This window comes from Roseateles sp. UC29_93 (genome assembly GCF_042695725.1).
Taxonomy (GTDB): Bacteria; Pseudomonadota; Gammaproteobacteria; order Burkholderiales; family Burkholderiaceae_C; genus Roseateles; species Roseateles noduli_A.
In genome coordinates this window covers 415,410-431,545 of record NZ_CP170545.1, presented here as the reverse complement: position 1 = coordinate 431,545, position 16,136 = coordinate 415,410, and the positions used below count along the sequence as shown (strand labels likewise).

Annotated in this window: 16 protein-coding genes; 11 read left to right on the top strand and 5 right to left on the bottom strand. The window is 68.7% G+C overall.

Going from position 1 to position 16,136, the window contains the following annotated elements:
• Nucleotides 1-48: 48 nt before the first annotated feature.
• Nucleotides 49-462 (bottom strand): VOC family protein, encoded by a 414-nt coding sequence (locus ACFJIX_RS01955; protein ID WP_377157353.1) that lies wholly within the window; start codon nt 460-462, stop codon nt 49-51.
• A 99-nt stretch (nt 463-561) separates the two neighbouring features.
• Between ACFJIX_RS01955 and ACFJIX_RS01950 the strand changes: the two genes are divergently transcribed.
• Genes ACFJIX_RS01950 through ACFJIX_RS01935 form a run of 4 tightly spaced genes read left to right on the top strand, consistent with a single transcriptional unit; the run spans nt 562 to nt 2,588 of the window.
• Complete coding sequence (locus tag ACFJIX_RS01950; protein ID WP_377157351.1) at nt 562-1,287, top strand: LysE family translocator; 726 nt, start codon at nt 562-564, stop codon at nt 1,285-1,287.
• On the top strand, nt 1,221-1,619 hold the full coding sequence (locus ACFJIX_RS01945) for a VOC family protein (protein ID WP_377157349.1): 399 nt from the start codon (nt 1,221-1,223) through the stop codon (nt 1,617-1,619). The genes ACFJIX_RS01950 and ACFJIX_RS01945 overlap by 67 nt, the downstream gene beginning before the upstream one ends.
• A gap of 1 nt (nt 1,620) precedes the next feature.
• On the top strand, nt 1,621-2,199 hold the full coding sequence (locus ACFJIX_RS01940; RefSeq protein ID WP_377157347.1) for a putative glycolipid-binding domain-containing protein: 579 nt from the start codon (nt 1,621-1,623) through the stop codon (nt 2,197-2,199).
• 50 nt (nt 2,200-2,249) lie between these two features.
• Nucleotides 2,250-2,588 carry a nuclear transport factor 2 family protein gene (locus tag ACFJIX_RS01935; RefSeq protein ID WP_377157345.1) on the top strand — a complete coding sequence of 113 codons (339 nt, stop codon included), beginning with the start codon at nt 2,250-2,252 and terminating at the stop codon, nt 2,586-2,588.
• 21 nt (nt 2,589-2,609) lie between these two features.
• Here the strand turns inward: ACFJIX_RS01935 and ACFJIX_RS01930 are convergent, their stop codons facing one another.
• The gene (locus tag ACFJIX_RS01930; RefSeq protein ID WP_377157344.1) at nt 2,610-3,827 is read right to left on the bottom strand and encodes an MFS transporter; all 1,218 of its coding nucleotides are present in this window, start codon (nt 3,825-3,827) and stop codon (nt 2,610-2,612) included.
• 151 nt (nt 3,828-3,978) lie between these two features.
• Here ACFJIX_RS01930 and ACFJIX_RS01925 point away from each other — a divergent pair, with 151 nt between their 5' ends.
• Nucleotides 3,979-4,950, top strand: a complete 972-nt coding sequence (locus ACFJIX_RS01925) for a LysR family transcriptional regulator (protein WP_377157342.1) — start codon at nt 3,979-3,981, stop codon at nt 4,948-4,950.
• A 156-nt stretch (nt 4,951-5,106) separates the two neighbouring features.
• Nucleotides 5,107-5,370, top strand: coding sequence for a hypothetical protein (locus ACFJIX_RS01920; RefSeq protein ID WP_377157340.1), 264 nt, complete (start codon nt 5,107-5,109; stop codon nt 5,368-5,370).
• 83 nt (nt 5,371-5,453) lie between these two features.
• Here ACFJIX_RS01920 and ACFJIX_RS01915 read toward each other — a convergent pair whose 3' ends face one another.
• The 3 genes from ACFJIX_RS01915 to ACFJIX_RS01905 all read right to left on the bottom strand — a co-directional run bounded on the left by ACFJIX_RS01915 (nt 5,454) and on the right by ACFJIX_RS01905 (nt 11,410).
• On the bottom strand, nt 5,454-6,413 hold the full coding sequence (locus ACFJIX_RS01915) for a hypothetical protein (RefSeq protein WP_377157339.1): 960 nt from the start codon (nt 6,411-6,413) through the stop codon (nt 5,454-5,456).
• Nucleotides 6,414-6,490: 77 nt separating this feature from the next.
• Complete coding sequence (locus tag ACFJIX_RS01910; protein WP_377161553.1) at nt 6,491-8,014, bottom strand: oligopeptide:H+ symporter; 1,524 nt, start codon at nt 8,012-8,014, stop codon at nt 6,491-6,493.
• 234 nt (nt 8,015-8,248) lie between these two features.
• Entirely contained in the window at nt 8,249-11,410 is a 3,162-nt protein-coding gene (locus ACFJIX_RS01905) for an Rne/Rng family ribonuclease (RefSeq protein WP_377157337.1), read from the bottom strand.
• A gap of 788 nt (nt 11,411-12,198) precedes the next feature.
• On the opposite strand from ACFJIX_RS01905, the gene ACFJIX_RS01900 reads away from it, so the two are divergent.
• The 5 genes from ACFJIX_RS01900 (at nt 12,199) to ACFJIX_RS01880 (ending at nt 16,009) form a co-directional block, all read left to right on the top strand.
• Entirely contained in the window at nt 12,199-13,239 is a 1,041-nt protein-coding gene (locus ACFJIX_RS01900; protein ID WP_377161551.1) for an RluA family pseudouridine synthase, read from the top strand.
• Nucleotides 13,240-13,258: 19 nt separating this feature from the next.
• Complete coding sequence (locus ACFJIX_RS01895) at nt 13,259-13,915, top strand: HAD family hydrolase (RefSeq protein ID WP_377157335.1); 657 nt, start codon at nt 13,259-13,261, stop codon at nt 13,913-13,915.
• A 61-nt stretch (nt 13,916-13,976) separates the two neighbouring features.
• A complete protein-coding gene (locus ACFJIX_RS01890; RefSeq protein WP_377157334.1) occupies nt 13,977-14,363 on the top strand; it encodes a Rieske (2Fe-2S) protein in 387 nt (128 codons plus the stop codon).
• Nucleotides 14,364-15,446: a S49 family peptidase gene (locus tag ACFJIX_RS01885; protein WP_377157332.1), complete on the top strand. Its 1,083-nt coding sequence runs from the start codon at nt 14,364-14,366 to the stop codon at nt 15,444-15,446. It begins immediately after the preceding gene.
• A 164-nt stretch (nt 15,447-15,610) separates the two neighbouring features.
• Nucleotides 15,611-16,009: a hypothetical protein gene (locus ACFJIX_RS01880; protein WP_377157330.1), complete on the top strand. Its 399-nt coding sequence runs from the start codon at nt 15,611-15,613 to the stop codon at nt 16,007-16,009.
• The last annotated feature ends 127 nt before the right edge of the window (nt 16,010-16,136 follow it).

Below are 16,136 nucleotides of genomic sequence, written 5' to 3'. Positions count from 1 at the left end.
CGGGCAGTCGGGTGAGCGGGCGGACGCGCGGTCGGTCACCGGGACGGATCAGGTCGCGAAGATCCCGTCCGTGGACGCAAAGCCCTTGACCTCGATCGGATTCCCCGATGGGTCGAGGAAGAACATCGTCGCCTGCTCGCCGGGCTGGCCGGCGAAGCGGATGCTGGGCTTGAGCACGAACTCGATGCCGCGCGTCTCCAGCCGGTCCGCGAGCGCGCGCCAGTCCGGCATCGCCAGGATCACGCCGAGGTGCGGCATGGGGACCAGGTGATCCCCGACCTTGCCCGTGTTGCCGGTCTTGAACGGCTCGCCGAGGTGCAGCGAGATCTGGTGGCCGAAGAAATCGAAATCGACCCAGGCGTCGGTGCTGCGGCCCTCCTCGCAGCCGAGCACGCCGCCGTAGAAGGCGCGGGCGTCGTCGAGGTCGCGCACGTGATAGGCCAGGTGGAACACGGATCGCATGGGGACTCCCGGGCAGGGGTGATCGATCGGACGATCCTAGCCCCGAAGCCGCGCCCGCTAACATCGGACTCCTCTGTGTCGTGCGCTTGGGAGATCGGTGTGGATGTGACCAGCTGGTTGGGCTTTGTCAGTGTGGCGCTGTTCGTCACGTTCACACCGGGGCCGGCGGTGCTGATGGCGATCTCGAATTCGCTCAGCGTCGGGCCGCGGCGTGCGATGGTCGGATCGCTGGGCAATGCGATCGGGCTGCTGGCCGTGTCCGCGGCGACGACGGCGGGCCTCGGCGTCCTGCTGAGCACCTCGGCCCAGGCCTTCCTGGTCGTGAAGCTGCTCGGCGCCTGCTACCTGATCTGGCTGGGCATCAAGCAGTGGCGCCAGGGCGCGCGGATGTCGATGGCCACGGGCGATGCCGCCGCGGCGGAGGTCGCCGGCCTGTCGCGCCAGGCGCTCTTCCTGCGCGGCATCATGGTCGCGCTGACCAATCCCAAGGCCATCCTGTTCTTCACCGCGCTGTTCCCGCAGTTCATGAACCACCCGGAGACGGCGCTGCGCGACTTCGTCGTGCTGACGGTGACCTTCTCGTCCTGCGCGGTGCTGGCGCACGCGTTCTACGTGCTGCTCGCGCGGGCGCTGCGACGCGGGCTGGCGTCGCCGACGCGGGTGAAGCTGATGAACCGGACCTTCGGCGCGTGCTTCGTCGCGCTGGGCGTCAGCCTGATCGGCTGGCGCGGCCGGGACGCAGTGAGTGCGGCGCGGCCATGTTCTCGCATGTGTTCATCGGCGTCGCCGACTTCGATCGCGCCATCGGTTTCTACGCGCCGCTGATGGCCGTGCTGAACCTGCCGCAGCGCTTCCGCGATGACAGCCGACCGTGGGCGGGATGGCAGTCGGTGCCCGGGCCGCGTCCGCTGTTTCTCATCGGCCGGCCATTCGACGAACTCGCGCCCGCCGCCGGCAACGGTCACATGACCGCGTTCATGGCCGACACGCGCGCGATGGTCGACGCGGCACATGCCGCGGCCCTCGCGCACGGCGGCACTTGCGAAGGACCGCCCGGTCTGAGGCCCGACTATCACGAGCACTACTACGGCGCCTACTTCCGCGATCCGGATGGGAACAAGCTGTGCGTGGTGTGTCATGCGGCGGAGCTGGCCTGACATGCCGCAGCCCCGCACCGTCTGCTGGATCCCCCTCTGGAACGACGCGCAGCCCGGCGTCGGCATCGAGCACCTCCTGCTCTGCGACGGGCGAGCCGACGGCGTCGTGATCGCGGTCGATGAAGAGGCCGGACCGTTCCGTCTCACCTATAGGCTGGACTGGGATGAGTCTTGGCGATTGCGCGAAGCGACCTTGTCCCTCATCGACGACGAGGGCGGTGCCCTCCGTGCGATGCAGTTGAAGACCGACGGCAGTGGCCATTGGCAGGACGGTGCGGGGCGTGTCCTCGCCGAACTCGACGGATGCCTCGACATCGACATCTGGCCCACGCCATTCACCAACAGCTTTCCGATTCGCCGCGTTCCGTTGGCCGTCGGGGAACGACGCGAGTTCCGCATGGCCTGGGTCGACGGCACCGCGCTGACCGTGCGCCCGCAGGCGCAGGCCTATACGCGGCTCGACGAGCGGCTCTATCGCTTCGAGTCGCTCAACGGCTCGGGCTTCGAGGCGGAGTTGCCGGTGGATGAAGACCTGCTGGTCCTGGACTACCCGGGTCTTTTCAGGCGTCATCGTGACTGATGCGGAAGGTCGCGATACTGCGCGACCCCGCCGACCGTTGCCTCCACACCATGAGTTTCCAAGCCGCGTTCCTCGACTACCTCCACCGCTACGCCGCCAAGGACCTCGACGGCATTGCCGCGATGTTCTCGGAGGACGTCGCGCTGCGCGATTGGAATCTCTCGGTGAAGGGGCGCCATGCTGCGATCGCGGAGACGCGCAAGAACTTCGAGTCCGCCGCCTCGATCCACATCGAGGTGCTTCGAGTGCTGGAGAGCGGGAGCTCGGTGGCCGGCGAATTGCGCATCCTCGTCGACGGGCACATCGAGCTGTTCGTCGTCGATGTGCTGGACTTCGATGCGGAAGGCCGGATCACGGCGATCCGGGCCTTCCTCGGGCGGGGCGACTGAGCGTGCCCGTCGCGCGTGGCGTCATTCGTCGGCGGTGAGCCGCACCAGCAAGGCGCCGACGCTCGCCACCGTCGCCAGGCCCGTGACGCCAATCCATCCCCAGTGCGTGAGCAGCACGCTGCCCAGCGCCGCGCCGGTCGCCATGCCGATGAACATGCCCGTGAACAGCAGTGCGTTGAGGCGGCTGCGCGCGGCCGGATCGAGCCCGTAGACGATCGTCTGGTGGGCGACCAGCGCGGCCTGCACGCCGAAGTCGAAGACGATCGCGAGCACCACCAGCACGACGATCGCCGCGCCGCGGTCCAGCCACGCCGTCACCGACATCGCGGCGAAGGAGAGCGCCACCAGCAGCGAGCCCAGCTTGGTCACCACGCCGGGGCCGCGCTTGTCGGCGATGCGTCCCGCCAGCGGCGCAGCCAGCGCACCCGCCGCGCCCGCCAGGCCGAACGCGCCCGACACCGCGCTGCCCAGCCCGAAGCGCTCGTGCAGCATCACCGCCAGCGTCGACCAGAACGCGCTGAACGCCACGGCCAGCAGCGCCTGGGCGATCGCTGCGCGACGCAGCGTCGGCAGCGTCCGCCACAGGCCGCCGAGCGAGCCCAGCAGCGCGCCATACGTCGTGCGCATCGCCGGTGGCGAGGACGGCAGCCAGCGCCAGCTGGCCAGGCCCGCGACCGTCAGCGCCAGCGCCGCCAGGCCGTAGACCCAGCGCCAACCCAGCGCCTGCGCGATCACGCCGCTCATCACGCGCGACAGCAGGATGCCGAGCAGCAGTCCCGTCATCACTTGGCCGACGATGCGGCCGCGATGCTCCGCGGGGCTCAGCGAGGCGGCCATCGGCACGACGTCCTGTGCCAGCGTTGCTGTCAGTCCGAGCACCGCGCTCGCGACCAGGAAGGGCGCGAAGCCCGGCGCGAAGCCGCACAGGAGCAGCGTGGCGATCAGCAGCACGAACTTGGTCAGGATGACCTTGCGGCGATCGAAGCGGTCGCCGAGCGGCGTCAGCAGCAGGATGCCGGCCGCGTAGCCCAGCTGCGTCAGCATCGGCACCGCGCCGATGCCGGCGGTCGAGGCATGCAGGTCCTCGGCGAGCGGCGCCAGGATCGGCTGGCTGTAGTACAGCGACGCGGCGCCGAGGCCGGCCGACGCCGCCAGCAGCACGATCAGCGGCGCGGACGGGGTGGCGGGATCGCGCGGCGCGGCGGCGGCGGCGTTTGAAGGCATGGGAAGGCTGGACATGGCAACTCCCGAAGGATGGGTCAAGATGGCGTGAAGAGGAAGGAGGCGAGGTGGGTGAGCACCCGATGACCCGCATTCTTCGGATTCAAGGCCTTGGCGGGAACCGGTCCGGCTTGCACAGCGCCCATACGCACGGCGTATAAAGCGAGCCATGAACGACGCCAACCGGGACAGCGGCCAGGACCGCCTCGCACTGCTGCAGACCTTTCTCCGCGTGGCGGAGGCGGGCAGCTTCTCCGCGGCCGCGCTGCAGCTCGCGACCACGCAGCCGACCGTCAGCCGCCGCGTGCAGATGCTGGAGTCGCTGCTCGGCGCCCGGCTCGTCGAGCGCTCCACGCGCGGGCTCCGCTTGACGGAGGAGGGCGAACGCTGCGCCGCGCAGGCGCAGGACCTGATCGACGGCTGGCAGTCCCTCGCGGAAGAACTCGAAGGCGGCGGGGAGCTGTCCGGCACCCTTCGGCTGCGCGTGCCGCATGCCTTCGGGCAGAGTCAGCTGATCGAGCCGCTCGCGGCTTTCCTCACCAAGCACCCGAGAGTGTCGGTGGAGTGGATGCTGCAGGACCAGTTGCCGGACTTCAGCCGCGAGAACGTCGACTGCTCGCTGCTGGTCGGCGAGATCAGTCAGCCCAACCTGGTCGCCACGCAACTGGCCGAGATTCCCCGCGTGCTGGTGGCGACGCCGCAGCTCGCGAAGAAGCTGCCCAAGGGCCTGGGCAAGCGGCCGCCGGAGGAGATCGCCGAACTGCTCGGCGAGCAGCCGTGGCTGGCGCTGCTGGCGTTCTATCGCGACGGCGTGGATCTGCGCGCCGCGGACGGCGAGGCGCGGATGCACATCGCGTTCCGTCCGCGCCTGGGGACGGACAGCCTCTTCGCGCTGATCGAATCGGCACGTCGCGGATTGGGCCTCGCGCTGGTGTCGCAGTGGGCCGTCTTCGACGACATGGCCGAAGGGCGTCTCGTGCGCGTGCTGCCCGAGTGGTGCGCGACGCCGCTGCCGATCTCGCTGGTCTATCCCTCGCGCCGACTCCAGCCCGCCCGGCTGCGCGCGTTCCTGCAGGTGATGCGCGAGGTCATTCCCACCATGCGCGGCATGCGCGAAGTCCGCCGCCGCGCCAGGACGTGAGTGCTTCCACCTCCACAAGTTGAGGATCACGACGACTCATCCGTCGCACATCTCGACCAAGAGCCTCAGAACCAGCCAGTGCCAGGGCTTGCCGCGATGCGTAGATTGCTGGCTCTGGCTGTGCAACTTGAGATGAGAGGGCTTATGCAAATCAAAATGTTCATCGCACTGCGCCGTGCCGGCGTGTCCGAGAGCGACGCGCACGCCGCCACTGATGCCGTGGGCGACGAGATCAAGGCGAGGTTTCAGGACGTGAAGGACGAACTGGCATCCAAGAAGGATGTGGACAAGGCCAAGACGGAAATCCTGTCGGTGATGGAGCGGCGATTCGGCGCCCATTTGTGCTGGACCATCGTGACCATCGGCGGAGGTTTTGGAATTCTGGGGATCGTGCTCAACCTGTACCGGTTGCTTCCATGACCTGCCGAAGAAAGAAGAAGACCGCCCGAGGGCGGTCTTCTTCATGGTGCCGTTGAATCTTCCGATCAACGACGAGCGAGCGATCAGCCCTTCGTCGCGGGCTTCGCCGGCGCGGCCGGCTTCTTCGCCCCCGGCGGCAGCGCCTTGCCGGTGCCGGTCATGGACATCTCCATGTCCATGCGCATCTTGTTGCCCTGCGGGCCGGCCATGTCCACGCCCATCGTCATCGCCATCGTGCTGCGCACCATCAGGCGATCCGCGAGCCGCAGGTCCATCTTGCCGCGGCCCGAGCCGGTCATCGCGCCCTCCACCGGACCCGCCGGCGCCGACGCGCCCGAGGCCGCCGGTGCCGGCGCGGCGAAGCTCATGTCCATCCGCACGTCCACGTCGAACGACGCGATGCCCTTGTTCACCGACGTCAGCGTGTACCGGCCCAGCAGCTTGCCGGCCTTCGACGACGCCATTGGCAGGTTCATGTCGATCGGCATCTCGAGGGTCTCGCCGACCTTCAGCGACTTGCCGTTGAACTTGCGCATCCAGTCGAAGCTCTGGTTGAAGATCTTCTCCTGCATCTCCTTGCTCAGCGCCTGCGCCTGCCCGGCGTTGGACAGCTGCAGATCGATCTTCTCGAACTGGTCGTCCTTCAGCTGCGCGCTGAAACGCATCGGGCCCTGCGGCGGCATGGGCCGCGCCTGACCCGTGCCGTCGCGCATCTCGCTCTGGAGCGTGGTGACCTCGGCGTTGAGCGTGTAGGCACCGTCTGCGCCCTTCGCCGTCGTCGACAGATCCTGACGCATGCCCATCTTCATCGTGATGGGCATCGAGGCCTTCATCTGCGCCATCTGCGCGCGCTGCTGCTCGGTCGCGTTCGGCGGCAGCTGCATGGACATGTTCATCTTCATGTCCATGGCGATGTCCACCTGCTGCCGCGTCGACGGCAGCGGCACCATGTTGAGCTTGACGCTGTCCTGCGCCATCGCGGCGGGCACCGCCACCGCGGCCTGCACCGCCAGCGCGGCGACGAGGGAAAGGATTCGAGCCATGTGCGTGTCTCCCTGGATGTGCTTGAGTCTGCGTGATTCCGCGTGAATCTTCGTGAATCTGCCGGGGCGGTGGACCGTCAGCCCCGGTAGTTGTCCTGCATCCGGTACCCGCGCGCATACAGCGCGAAGAGCATCGCCGCGAGCAGCGCGAAGCCGGCGAAGAAGAACATCTGGAAGGCCGTGACGCTGGTGCCCGTCGACTGGATGTAGGCCGTCACCGCCGCGCCCTTGACGCTGGAGTTGGCCAGCAGCACCCACAGGTTGCCGATCGTCACCGACAGGTTCCAGAAGCTCGTGATCACGCCCTTCATCGCCAGCGGCGCCTGACTGTAGGCGAACTCCAGACCGGTCGCCGACACCAGCACCTCGCCCAGCGTGAGCAGCGCGTAGGGCAGCACCTGCCAGGTGATGTCGACCGCGTGGCCGCCGTCGATCCACAGCTGCAGGCCGCCGACCACGATCCAGGCGAGGCCCGCGAAGGCGATGCCCGCGCCCATGCGGCGCAGCGCGGTGACCTTCAGGCCCAGCTTCGACAACAGCGGATACAGCACCAGGTTGTTGAACGGGATCAGGATCATGACCAGCGCTGGATTCAACGCCTGCATCATCGAGGACTTGAACCACTCGGGCTTGGCCATCTGGTCGGCCTGCAGCACCCAGGTCGAGGCCTTCTGGTCGAACAGGGACCAGAACGGCGTGACCAGCGCGAACAGCACCAGCAGGCGCAGCACCGTGCGCACGCCTTCGACGGCCTCGGCCGGGTGCACCGCGCGGGCGCGCTCCAGCTGCATCCACGCGCCGATACCGCCGAAGCCCATCACGAGCACCAGCGCCGAGCAGAACGCGATCACGAAGCCGAGGTTGGGCGTCAGCAGCAGCGCGCCGATGGCCAGCACCACGCCCAGCCCCGCGACGAACAGCCCGCCGCGGCCCTGGCCGGGCGCCTGCGACAGCAGCGCCGTGCGCACGACCTTCAGGAAGCCGTGGGGGTCGCGGTGCGACTCGCCGGCCGGGACGTGCGTGTACTTGCGGCGGCCGCTCCAGAAGATCACCGTCGCGAGGAACATCAGCGCGCCCGGGATCCCGAAGGCCACGCTCGCGCCGAACTTGTCCAGGAAGATCGGCATCAGCAGCGACGCGAAGAACGAGCCGAAATTGATGATCCAGTAGAAGGCGTCGAAGACCTTCTGCGCCAGCGTGCGGTTGCTCTTGTCGAACTGGTCGCCGATGAACGAGCTCACCAGCGGCTTGATGCCGCCCGAGCCCAGCGCGATCAGGAACAGGCCGAAGTAGAAGCCGCGCAGGTTGTTCTCGAAGATCGCCAGGCAGGCATGGCCGGCGCAGTACACCAGGCTCAGCCAGAAGATGGTGTTGTACTTGCCGAAGAAGCGGTCCGACAGCCAGCCGCCCAGCAGCGGGAAGAAGTAGACGCCGATGACGAAGGTGTGGAACACCTCCTTGGCCTCGCCCTTGCGCAGCGGCTCCGGGATCGCCAGCAGCAGGCTGGTCATCAGGAACACCGTCAGGATGTTGCGCATCCCGTAGAAGCTGAAGCGCTCGCAGCCCTCGTTGGCGATGATGTACGGGATCTGCGGCGGCATCTTCGGCTTGGCCTTCGCCGCCGAGTCTGCCGCGCCTGCCGCGTCGCCCCCAGGGGCGGCGATGGTGGAGGGGGTGTTCAAGAGTCTGTCTCCGTCATGTCGCGAGGCGCTCGTGACGCCCCAAAAGGAAAGCCGCCGGGCAGGGCCTCGGCGGCTTGGCGGCGAACACCGGTGGGTGTCCGCCGCGATCTTCAGTCGATCAACCGGCCTCCATCAGGCGCGATCGTCGTTGCCTTACGCTTCGAAGGGCAGCTTGATCTGGTTGAGATCCTTGCGGGTCTCGACCAGCACCAGCGGGCCCTCATCGACCACCACCACCGGCGCGGGCTCGCGGCCCAGCGGCGCGGCGGCCGGCTCGGCAGCCATCGCAGCCTTGGCGGCTGCGATCTTGTCGGCGTCGCTGTTGACCCAGACCAGGCCGGCGCCTTCGGCGACGGCGCTGAGCTCGGTCATCGGCAGCTCGAAACGAGGCACCGAGGCCGGGGCCGGCGCGGCTGCCGCGATGGCAGGCGCAGCGACCGGGGCAGGGGCCTGGACCGGAGCCGGCGTCGGCGCGACAGCGGCCACCGGCGCTTGCACCGGTGCCTGCTTCGGCTCGTCGCCCAGTTCCAGCTGACGCGGCGCGGCGCCGGCATCCAGCACGATGCCGTCCAGCGCGGCGACTGCCGGCGACGGAGCGACGTCGCCCGCGGCGTTCACGCCATCGACCGGCGCGCCTTCACTTTCGCCTTCGCGGCGGTCACGGCGATAACGGTCGCGACCACGGCCACGACGGCGGCCCTGGCCTTCCGCGCCGCCTTCCGCGCCTTCCTCGCCGGCCGGGGCGTCGCCCTCGACCACCGGGGCGGCGGCGGACTCGGCGCCATCAGCGAACGAGGTCTCGCCGGTCGGGGCCTGGCCTTCGACCAGCGCGCCTTCGACCTGCTCCGCGCCCTCGACGCCATCACCGCGATCACGGTTGCCGCGACGACGACGACGACGGCCTTGGCGCTCGTCGCCGGCTTCGCCCAGCGGCGTCTCCAGCGGTTGCGTGTCGGCGAACGCGATCGGCGACTCGACGTTGGCCGCTTCGGTGCCGGCCAGCGTGGCGAGTTGCTCCTGGTTCACGTCGGCGGGGCGTTCCTCGCGGCGGCGGCGGCCTTCGCCGCGCTCGCCCCGGTCACCGCGCTCGGCGCGCTCCGGACGGTCGCCACGCTCCGGACGATCACCGCGTTCGGTGCGTTCCTGACGCGGCGCGCCTTCGACGGCCTGTTCCGGCTTGTCGGCGCGCTCGTTGCGGCGCGGACGGTCACCGCCGCGCTCGCCACGGTCGCCGCCACGTTCACCACGCTCTGCACGGTCGCCGCGCTCGGCGCGTTCACCACGCTCGGCGCGATCGCCGCGTTCCGGACGCTCGGCGCGACCTTCCTGCTGCGGCTTGCCTTCGCCGCGCGGCTTGCCGTCGCGGGCCTTCTGTTCACCGCGCTCGCCGCGTTCACCGCCGGCGCGTTCACCGCGCTCGCCGCGTTCGCCACGGCGGTTGCGATCGCCGCCACGGCCGCCGTTGCGGTCGCGATCACCACCACGTTCGCCACGCTCACCGCGCTCGCCACGTTCCTTCTTGGCGGGCTCGGCCGACTTGGCTGCGGGGGCCGGCGCCGGTGCGGGCGCAGGCTCGCCACCGAACAGGCTCTTGATCCAGCCGAAGAAGCCACCACCGGCGGCCACGGGCGCGGCTGCGGCGGCAGGCGCCGCCACCGGGGCGGCAGCCACCGGCTCGACAGCCTTGGGCGCGGGCGCGACCGGCATCGGGGCCGGCTGCTCCGGCAGGATGCCCTTGATCAGCGGCTCCTGCTTGTTCTTCTTCTCGGCGCCGCGGCGGGTGATGCTTTCCTCTTCCTGCTGCTCCTCGATCATCGTGTAGCTCGCCTGCAGGTTCTCCAGGCGGGGATCGTCGTGGCGCAGGCGCTCGAGCTTGTAGTTCGGCGTGTCGAGGTGACGGTTGGGCACCAGCAGCACGGTCACGCGCTGCTTCAGTTCGATCTTGGTGATCTCGGTGCGCTTCTCGTTGAGCAGGAACGAGGTCACTTCCACCGGCACCTGCACGTGCACGGCGGCGGTGTTGTCCTTCATGGACTCTTCCTGGACCATGCGCAGGATCTGCAGCGCGGAGGACTCCGTGTCGCGGATGTGGCCGGTGCCGTTGCAGCGCGGGCAGGTGATGTGGCTGCCTTCGCTCAGCGCCGGGCGCAGGCGCTGGCGGCTCAGTTCCAGCAGGCCGAACTTGCTGATCGAGCTGAACTGCACGCGGGCGCGATCCTGGCGCAGCGCGTCGCGCAGGCGCTGTTCGACCTCGCGGCGGTTCTTGGACTCCTCCATGTCGATGAAGTCCACGACGATCAGGCCGCCCAGGTCCCGCAGACGCATCTGGCGCGCGATCTCGTCGGCGGCTTCCAGGTTGGTGCGGGTGGCGGTTTCCTCGATGTCGCCGCCACGGGTGGCGCGCGCCGAGTTCACGTCCACCGAGACCAGCGCCTCGGTGTGGTCGATCACGATGGCGCCGCCCGACGGCAGGTTCACCGTGCGGCTGAAGGCCGTCTCGATCTGGTGCTCGATCTGGAAGCGGCTGAACAGCGGCGCGTCGTCACGGTAGCGCTTGACCTTGTGTGCCGTCTCCGGCATCACGTGCGACATGAACTGGTGGGCCTGTTCGAAGATGTCGTCCGTGTCGATCAGGATCTCGCCGATGTCGGCGGTGAAGTAGTCGCGGATCGCGCGGATCACCAGCGACGACTCCTGATAGATCAGGAAGGCGCCCTTGCCGCCCGACGCTTCGTCGATGGCGGTCCAGAGCTTGAGCATGTAGTTCAGGTCCCACTGCAGCTCGGCGGCGGAACGGCCGATGCCGGCGGTGCGGGCGATCAGCGACATGCCCTTCGGGTACTCGAGCTGGTCGAGCGCGTCCTTCAGCTCTTCACGGTCCTCGCCCTCGATGCGGCGCGAGACGCCGCCGCCGCGCGGGTTGTTGGGCATCAGCACCAGGTAGCGGCCGGCCAGCGACACGAAGGTCGTCAGCGCCGCGCCCTTGTTGCCGCGCTCTTCCTTCTCGACCTGGACCAGCAGCTCCTGGCCTTCCTTGATCACGTCCTGGATCTTGGCGGAGCGCACGTCGGCGCCTTCGCGGAAGTACTGGCGCGAGATTTCCTTGAACGGCAGGAAGCCGTGGCGGTCCTCGCCGTAATCGACGAAGCAGGCCTCCAGCGACGGCTCGACGCGCGTCACGACCGCCTTGTAGATGTTGCCCTTGCGCTGTTCGCGGCCTTCGATCTCGGTCTCGAAGTCCAACAGCTTCTGGCCATCGACGATGGCCAGGCGACGCTCTTCCTGCTGCGTCGCGTTGATCAGCATGCGTTTCATCAGTTCTCCTCCACGCCAGGGCGTTGCCGCTGACGCGCGTACCTCAGAACCGCCGCCGGAGATTCACCGGCGGGCGATTCGACCGATGCACGAGAAACGCGAAAGAACCAATGAAAGGATCGCCCTGGACTGCAAATTGAACGGCTCGTTCGACCGTTCAGCGATGCAGCGTTGGCGCGTGCGCCGCGGGCCCCGGATCGGCTGTTTGGGTCCTCAAGCGCGCCGACTGAGGCGCGACCCGACCACGGCCGGAGCCTGGCGTGTGGACGAAGCCAACACGCGCTCGCAGGCGGCGGGGGGTGGAATGGACCGAAGAAAACATCCGGAAACGGAGCCTGGGTGCTGACGTCAGCGCCGGGGCTTGCGCCCGTCTTCTGACGTCGTGAAACCTTGTTGTGCTGCCCGCGCCGCCTGCCGACATCCTGGAATGCGACCGGCCACATGGGCATGGTTCTGACGACGTTGCTCTGCCGTCCGGCCTCGGTGCCTGCCCGCTCGCTTTGGGAAGCGGGCCCGACCTCGATGACCTGACGTTGCATCACCAAAAGTGATGAGCAGCCTACTCACAATGACTGCTCACCGCCACGTTCTCGTCGACCTCGAACGCGCACGTCCGAGTAAAATGAGAAAAATCAAATACTTACAACGGAAACGTGGCAAGCAGCATTATAGGGGCTAAAGCCCGCAAGGCCGCCCCAGGGACTGCCCGCAGTGCCGCGAGGGGGGCCGCGCCCCCCAAAACCGCTTCGGCCGCTTCGGCCGCTTCGGCCGTGTCTGCGGCGCCGGCCGTGCCGCCGCCTGCGGCGACGGTGACGCCCGTCGCCTCGGCGCAGGTCCGTCAACTGACCGTCGACGAGGGCTCCGCCGGACAACGGCTGGACAACTTCCTGATCCGCGAACTCAAGGGCGCGCCCAAGACGCTGGTCTACCGGATCATCCGGTCCGGCGAGGTGCGCATCAACAAGGGCCGCTGCAGCGCCGACTCGCGGCTGGCCGTGGGCGACGTGGTACGCGTGCCGCCGGTGCGCCTGGCGGAGAAGCCCGCCGAGCAGGCCGCCGCCGTTCCCGCCCGCGAGTTCCCGGTCGTCTTCGAGGACGAGCACCTGATCGTCGTCGACAAGCCCGCCGGCGTGGCGGTCCACGGCGGCTCGGGCGTGAGCTTCGGCGTGATCGAGCAGCTGCGGCGCGCACGCCCGCAGGCGAAGTTCCTGGAGCTGGTGCACCGGCTGGACAAGGAAACCTCCGGCCTGCTGATGATCGCCAAGAAGCGCAGCGCGCTGACGCACCTGCAGGACCAGTTGCGCGACCGCGAGACCGGCAAGACCTACGCAGCGCTGGTCGCCGGTGCGTGGGCGAAGGGAAAGAAGGTCGTGGACGTCCCGCTGCTGAAGTTCGTCGGCAGCGACGGCGAGCGCTGGGTGAGGGCGGTGCCCGATCCCAAGGATCCGCAGGCGGACCAGGCCAAGCGGTCGATCAGCCTGGTGAAGGTGGTCGAAGCGTATTCGGGCGACAGCGGCGGCAACAGTGGCAAGGCCGCCGGCAGCGGCGGCTACAGCCTGCTCGACGTCACGATCAAGACCGGTCGCACGCACCAGATCCGGGTCCACCTGGCCCACGAGGGCCACCCGATCGTCGGCGATCCCAAGTACGGCGACTTCGAGGCCAACCGCGCGCTGGCCCGCGGCGCGTTGCGCTTCGACCGGATGTTCCTGCATGCGCGCCAACTGCGCGTGGTGCACCCGGCGACCGGCGAGACCTTGACCCTGGAGGCGCCCTTGCCGCCGGAGTGCGAGAAACTGCTGGCCGCGCTGCGCCGCCCGGCGCCCTGACGACCTCTTGCGGACTGCCATGCCTCAACGCTTCGATCTGATCGTCTTCGACTGGGACGGCACCCTGTTCGACTCCACCGCGCTGATCGTGCGCTGCATGCAGGCCGCGTCGGCGGACCTCGGCCTGGAGCCGCCGTCGCGCGAGCGCGCCGCCTACGTCATCGGCATGGGCCTGATCGAGGCACTGCAGTACGCGTTGCCGGGCCTGGACCCGTCGCGGTATCCGGAGCTTGGCCAGCGCTACCGGCACCACTACTTCGCGTCGGCGCACGAGGTGACGCTGTTCGACGGCGTGCCGGAACTGCTGCGCGACCTGAAGGCGCGGCACCATTGGCTGGCCGTGGCGACGGGCAAGAGCCGCCGCGGCCTGGACGAGGCGCTGGCCGCCGTGGACATGAAGACGCTGTTCGACGGCACCCGCACCGCGGACGAAACCGCCGGCAAACCGAATCCGCAGATGCTGCTGGAGCTGATGCGCGAGTTCGGCGCCGACCCCGAGCGCACGCTGATGATCGGCGACACGACGCACGACCTGCAGCTGGCGCGCAATGCCGGCTGCCCGGCGGTGGCGGTCACGTACGGCGCGCATGAGCACGAATCGCTGCGCGGCTTCGAGCCGCTGCTGGTCGCGCACGATGTGCCGACGCTGCGCGACTGGCTGCTGACGAACGCTTGACCCACGCCTGACTGCTTCCTGATTTCCCTCCGATCTGTCCCGCTTCCCGGACCCCTTCCGAATGACCCCCGAGCAAGACCTGCCCCCGGTGCCGCTGTGCGCCTCCTCCGAGCTGGAGGAACGCGGTCGCGCGCACACCTTCGACGTGCTGCAGTTCCGCCAGCCCGCCTCGGCGTTCGTCCTGCGCTTCGACGGCGAGGTCGTCGGCTACCTGAACCGCTGCGCGCACGTGCCGACCGAGATGGACTGGCAGGAGGGCGAGTTCCTGGACAGCAAGAAGGAATACATCATCTGCAGCATCCACGGCGCCGTGTACCACCCGAGGGACGGACGCTGCGTGACCGGCATGTGCGGCCGTTTCGGCCTGACCAAGCTCGACGTGCGCGAGCGCGACGGCCAGGTCTTCTGGTATCCCTCCCGCGACACGCGACCCGTTTTCGAGGATTGAATGAACCCCAACGACGACTCCAGCGCCGGCAGCGACCTGCCGCGCCCGATCCCCGACGCGACGGCGCGCCCGGAGGACATCCTGAAGGCCGCGGCGCCCGCCGCGCCTGCTTCCGCGACGGCGTCCGCCTCGCAGGCCTCGGCCGGTGCCTCGCCGCTGCCAGGCCGCTACGAGCACGTGATCGAGCAGTTCGCCCATGACTACCTGCGCGACCGCCGCAGCGACCGGCGCTGGAAGACCTTCTTCCGGCTGATCTGGGTGTCGGTGCTGCTGCTGTTCATCTGGTCGATGTTCGCGACCAAGCACCATGGTGGCGCGACGACCGGGCCGCACACGGCGCTCGTCGAGGTGCGCGGCGAGATCGCCCCCGACACCGAGGCCAGCGCCGAGCTCATCAACGCCGCGCTGAAGGCCGCGTTCGAGGACCAGGGGTCGCAGGCGGTGGTGCTGCGCATCAACTCGCCGGGCGGCAGCCCGGTGCAGGCGGGCATCGTCAACGACGAGCTCAAGCGCCTGAAGGCGCTGCACAAGAAGAAGGTGTACGCGGTCGTCGAGGAGATCTGCGCCTCCGGCGCGTACTACATCGCCGCGGGCGCGGACGAGATCTACGTCGACAAGGCGTCGGTGGTGGGCTCGATCGGCGTGCTGATGGACGGCTTCGGCTTCACCGAGGTGATGAAGAAGGTCGGCGTCGAACGACGCCTGATGACGGCGGGCGAGAACAAGGGGATGCTGGATCCGTTCTCGCCGGTGACCCCGAAGCAGCAGGCCTACGCGCAGGCGATGCTGGACCAGATCCACCAGCAGTTCATCGCGGTCGTGCGCGAGGGGCGCGGCACGCGGCTCAAGGAAACGCCGGAGATGTTCTCCGGCCTGTTCTGGAACGGCGAACAGGCGATCCAGCTCGGCCTGGCCGACGGCACGGGCAACCTCGACTACGTCGCCCGCGAGGTGGTGAAGGCCGAGGACGTCGTCGACTACACGCCGCGCGACAACGTCGCCGAACGCATCGCCAAGCGCTTCGGCGCGTCGATGGGCGAGGGCGCGGTCAAGGCGATGCGCTCGATGACGACGATCCGCTGATCCGCTGGTCCAGCGATCCAGCGATCCAGCGATTCGGCGATCCGATCTCCAGCGGAAGAGGACTACGGCGCGGCATCTTCGCCGTGCGCCGCAAGCCGGCGCGCGGCCGGTGCGTTCCGTACCGGCACGCCCTGACGTGCCATTCTTCCGAAGGAGAACTTCTCATGACGACGACTGCATCGCAGCACCTGCCCCTGTCCACGACGAGGGCCGATATCGAACCGTCGATGCTCGCACTGGAATACGCGGGTTCGATCCTGAGTCAGTCGACCTGGTTCCTCCCGTTTGCCGGGGAATGGGCTGAATTCAATGGCTTGGCCGTGAAAGCGGCCTTGCCCGACGCGCAGGAGCAGCAGCTGATCCAGGCCATCTCGGCAGGGTTCCTGGCCACGACCGACGTCGACCGCATCGCGGCTGACGTCCTGGCCGAGAACGTGTTGCGGATCGCTGTCGGCCTCAACCCCGGCGTGCTGATGAATCAGCCGCAGGGGGGTCGAGCAGGCGAACGCGGTGCTCTGAACCAGCGCTGTTCCGGGAGCGGGACGGTGGCCGGCTTCGTGTGATGCCGGCCGTCGTATCCGCGGGGCGGATGCCCGACAATGCGAGCCCGACCCAGCCATCGCCGCGAGCGCGCCTTCCGCGCACCGCGGCGACGTCGCCAGGCCTGTTCACACTCCCAGCCCCCAGGAC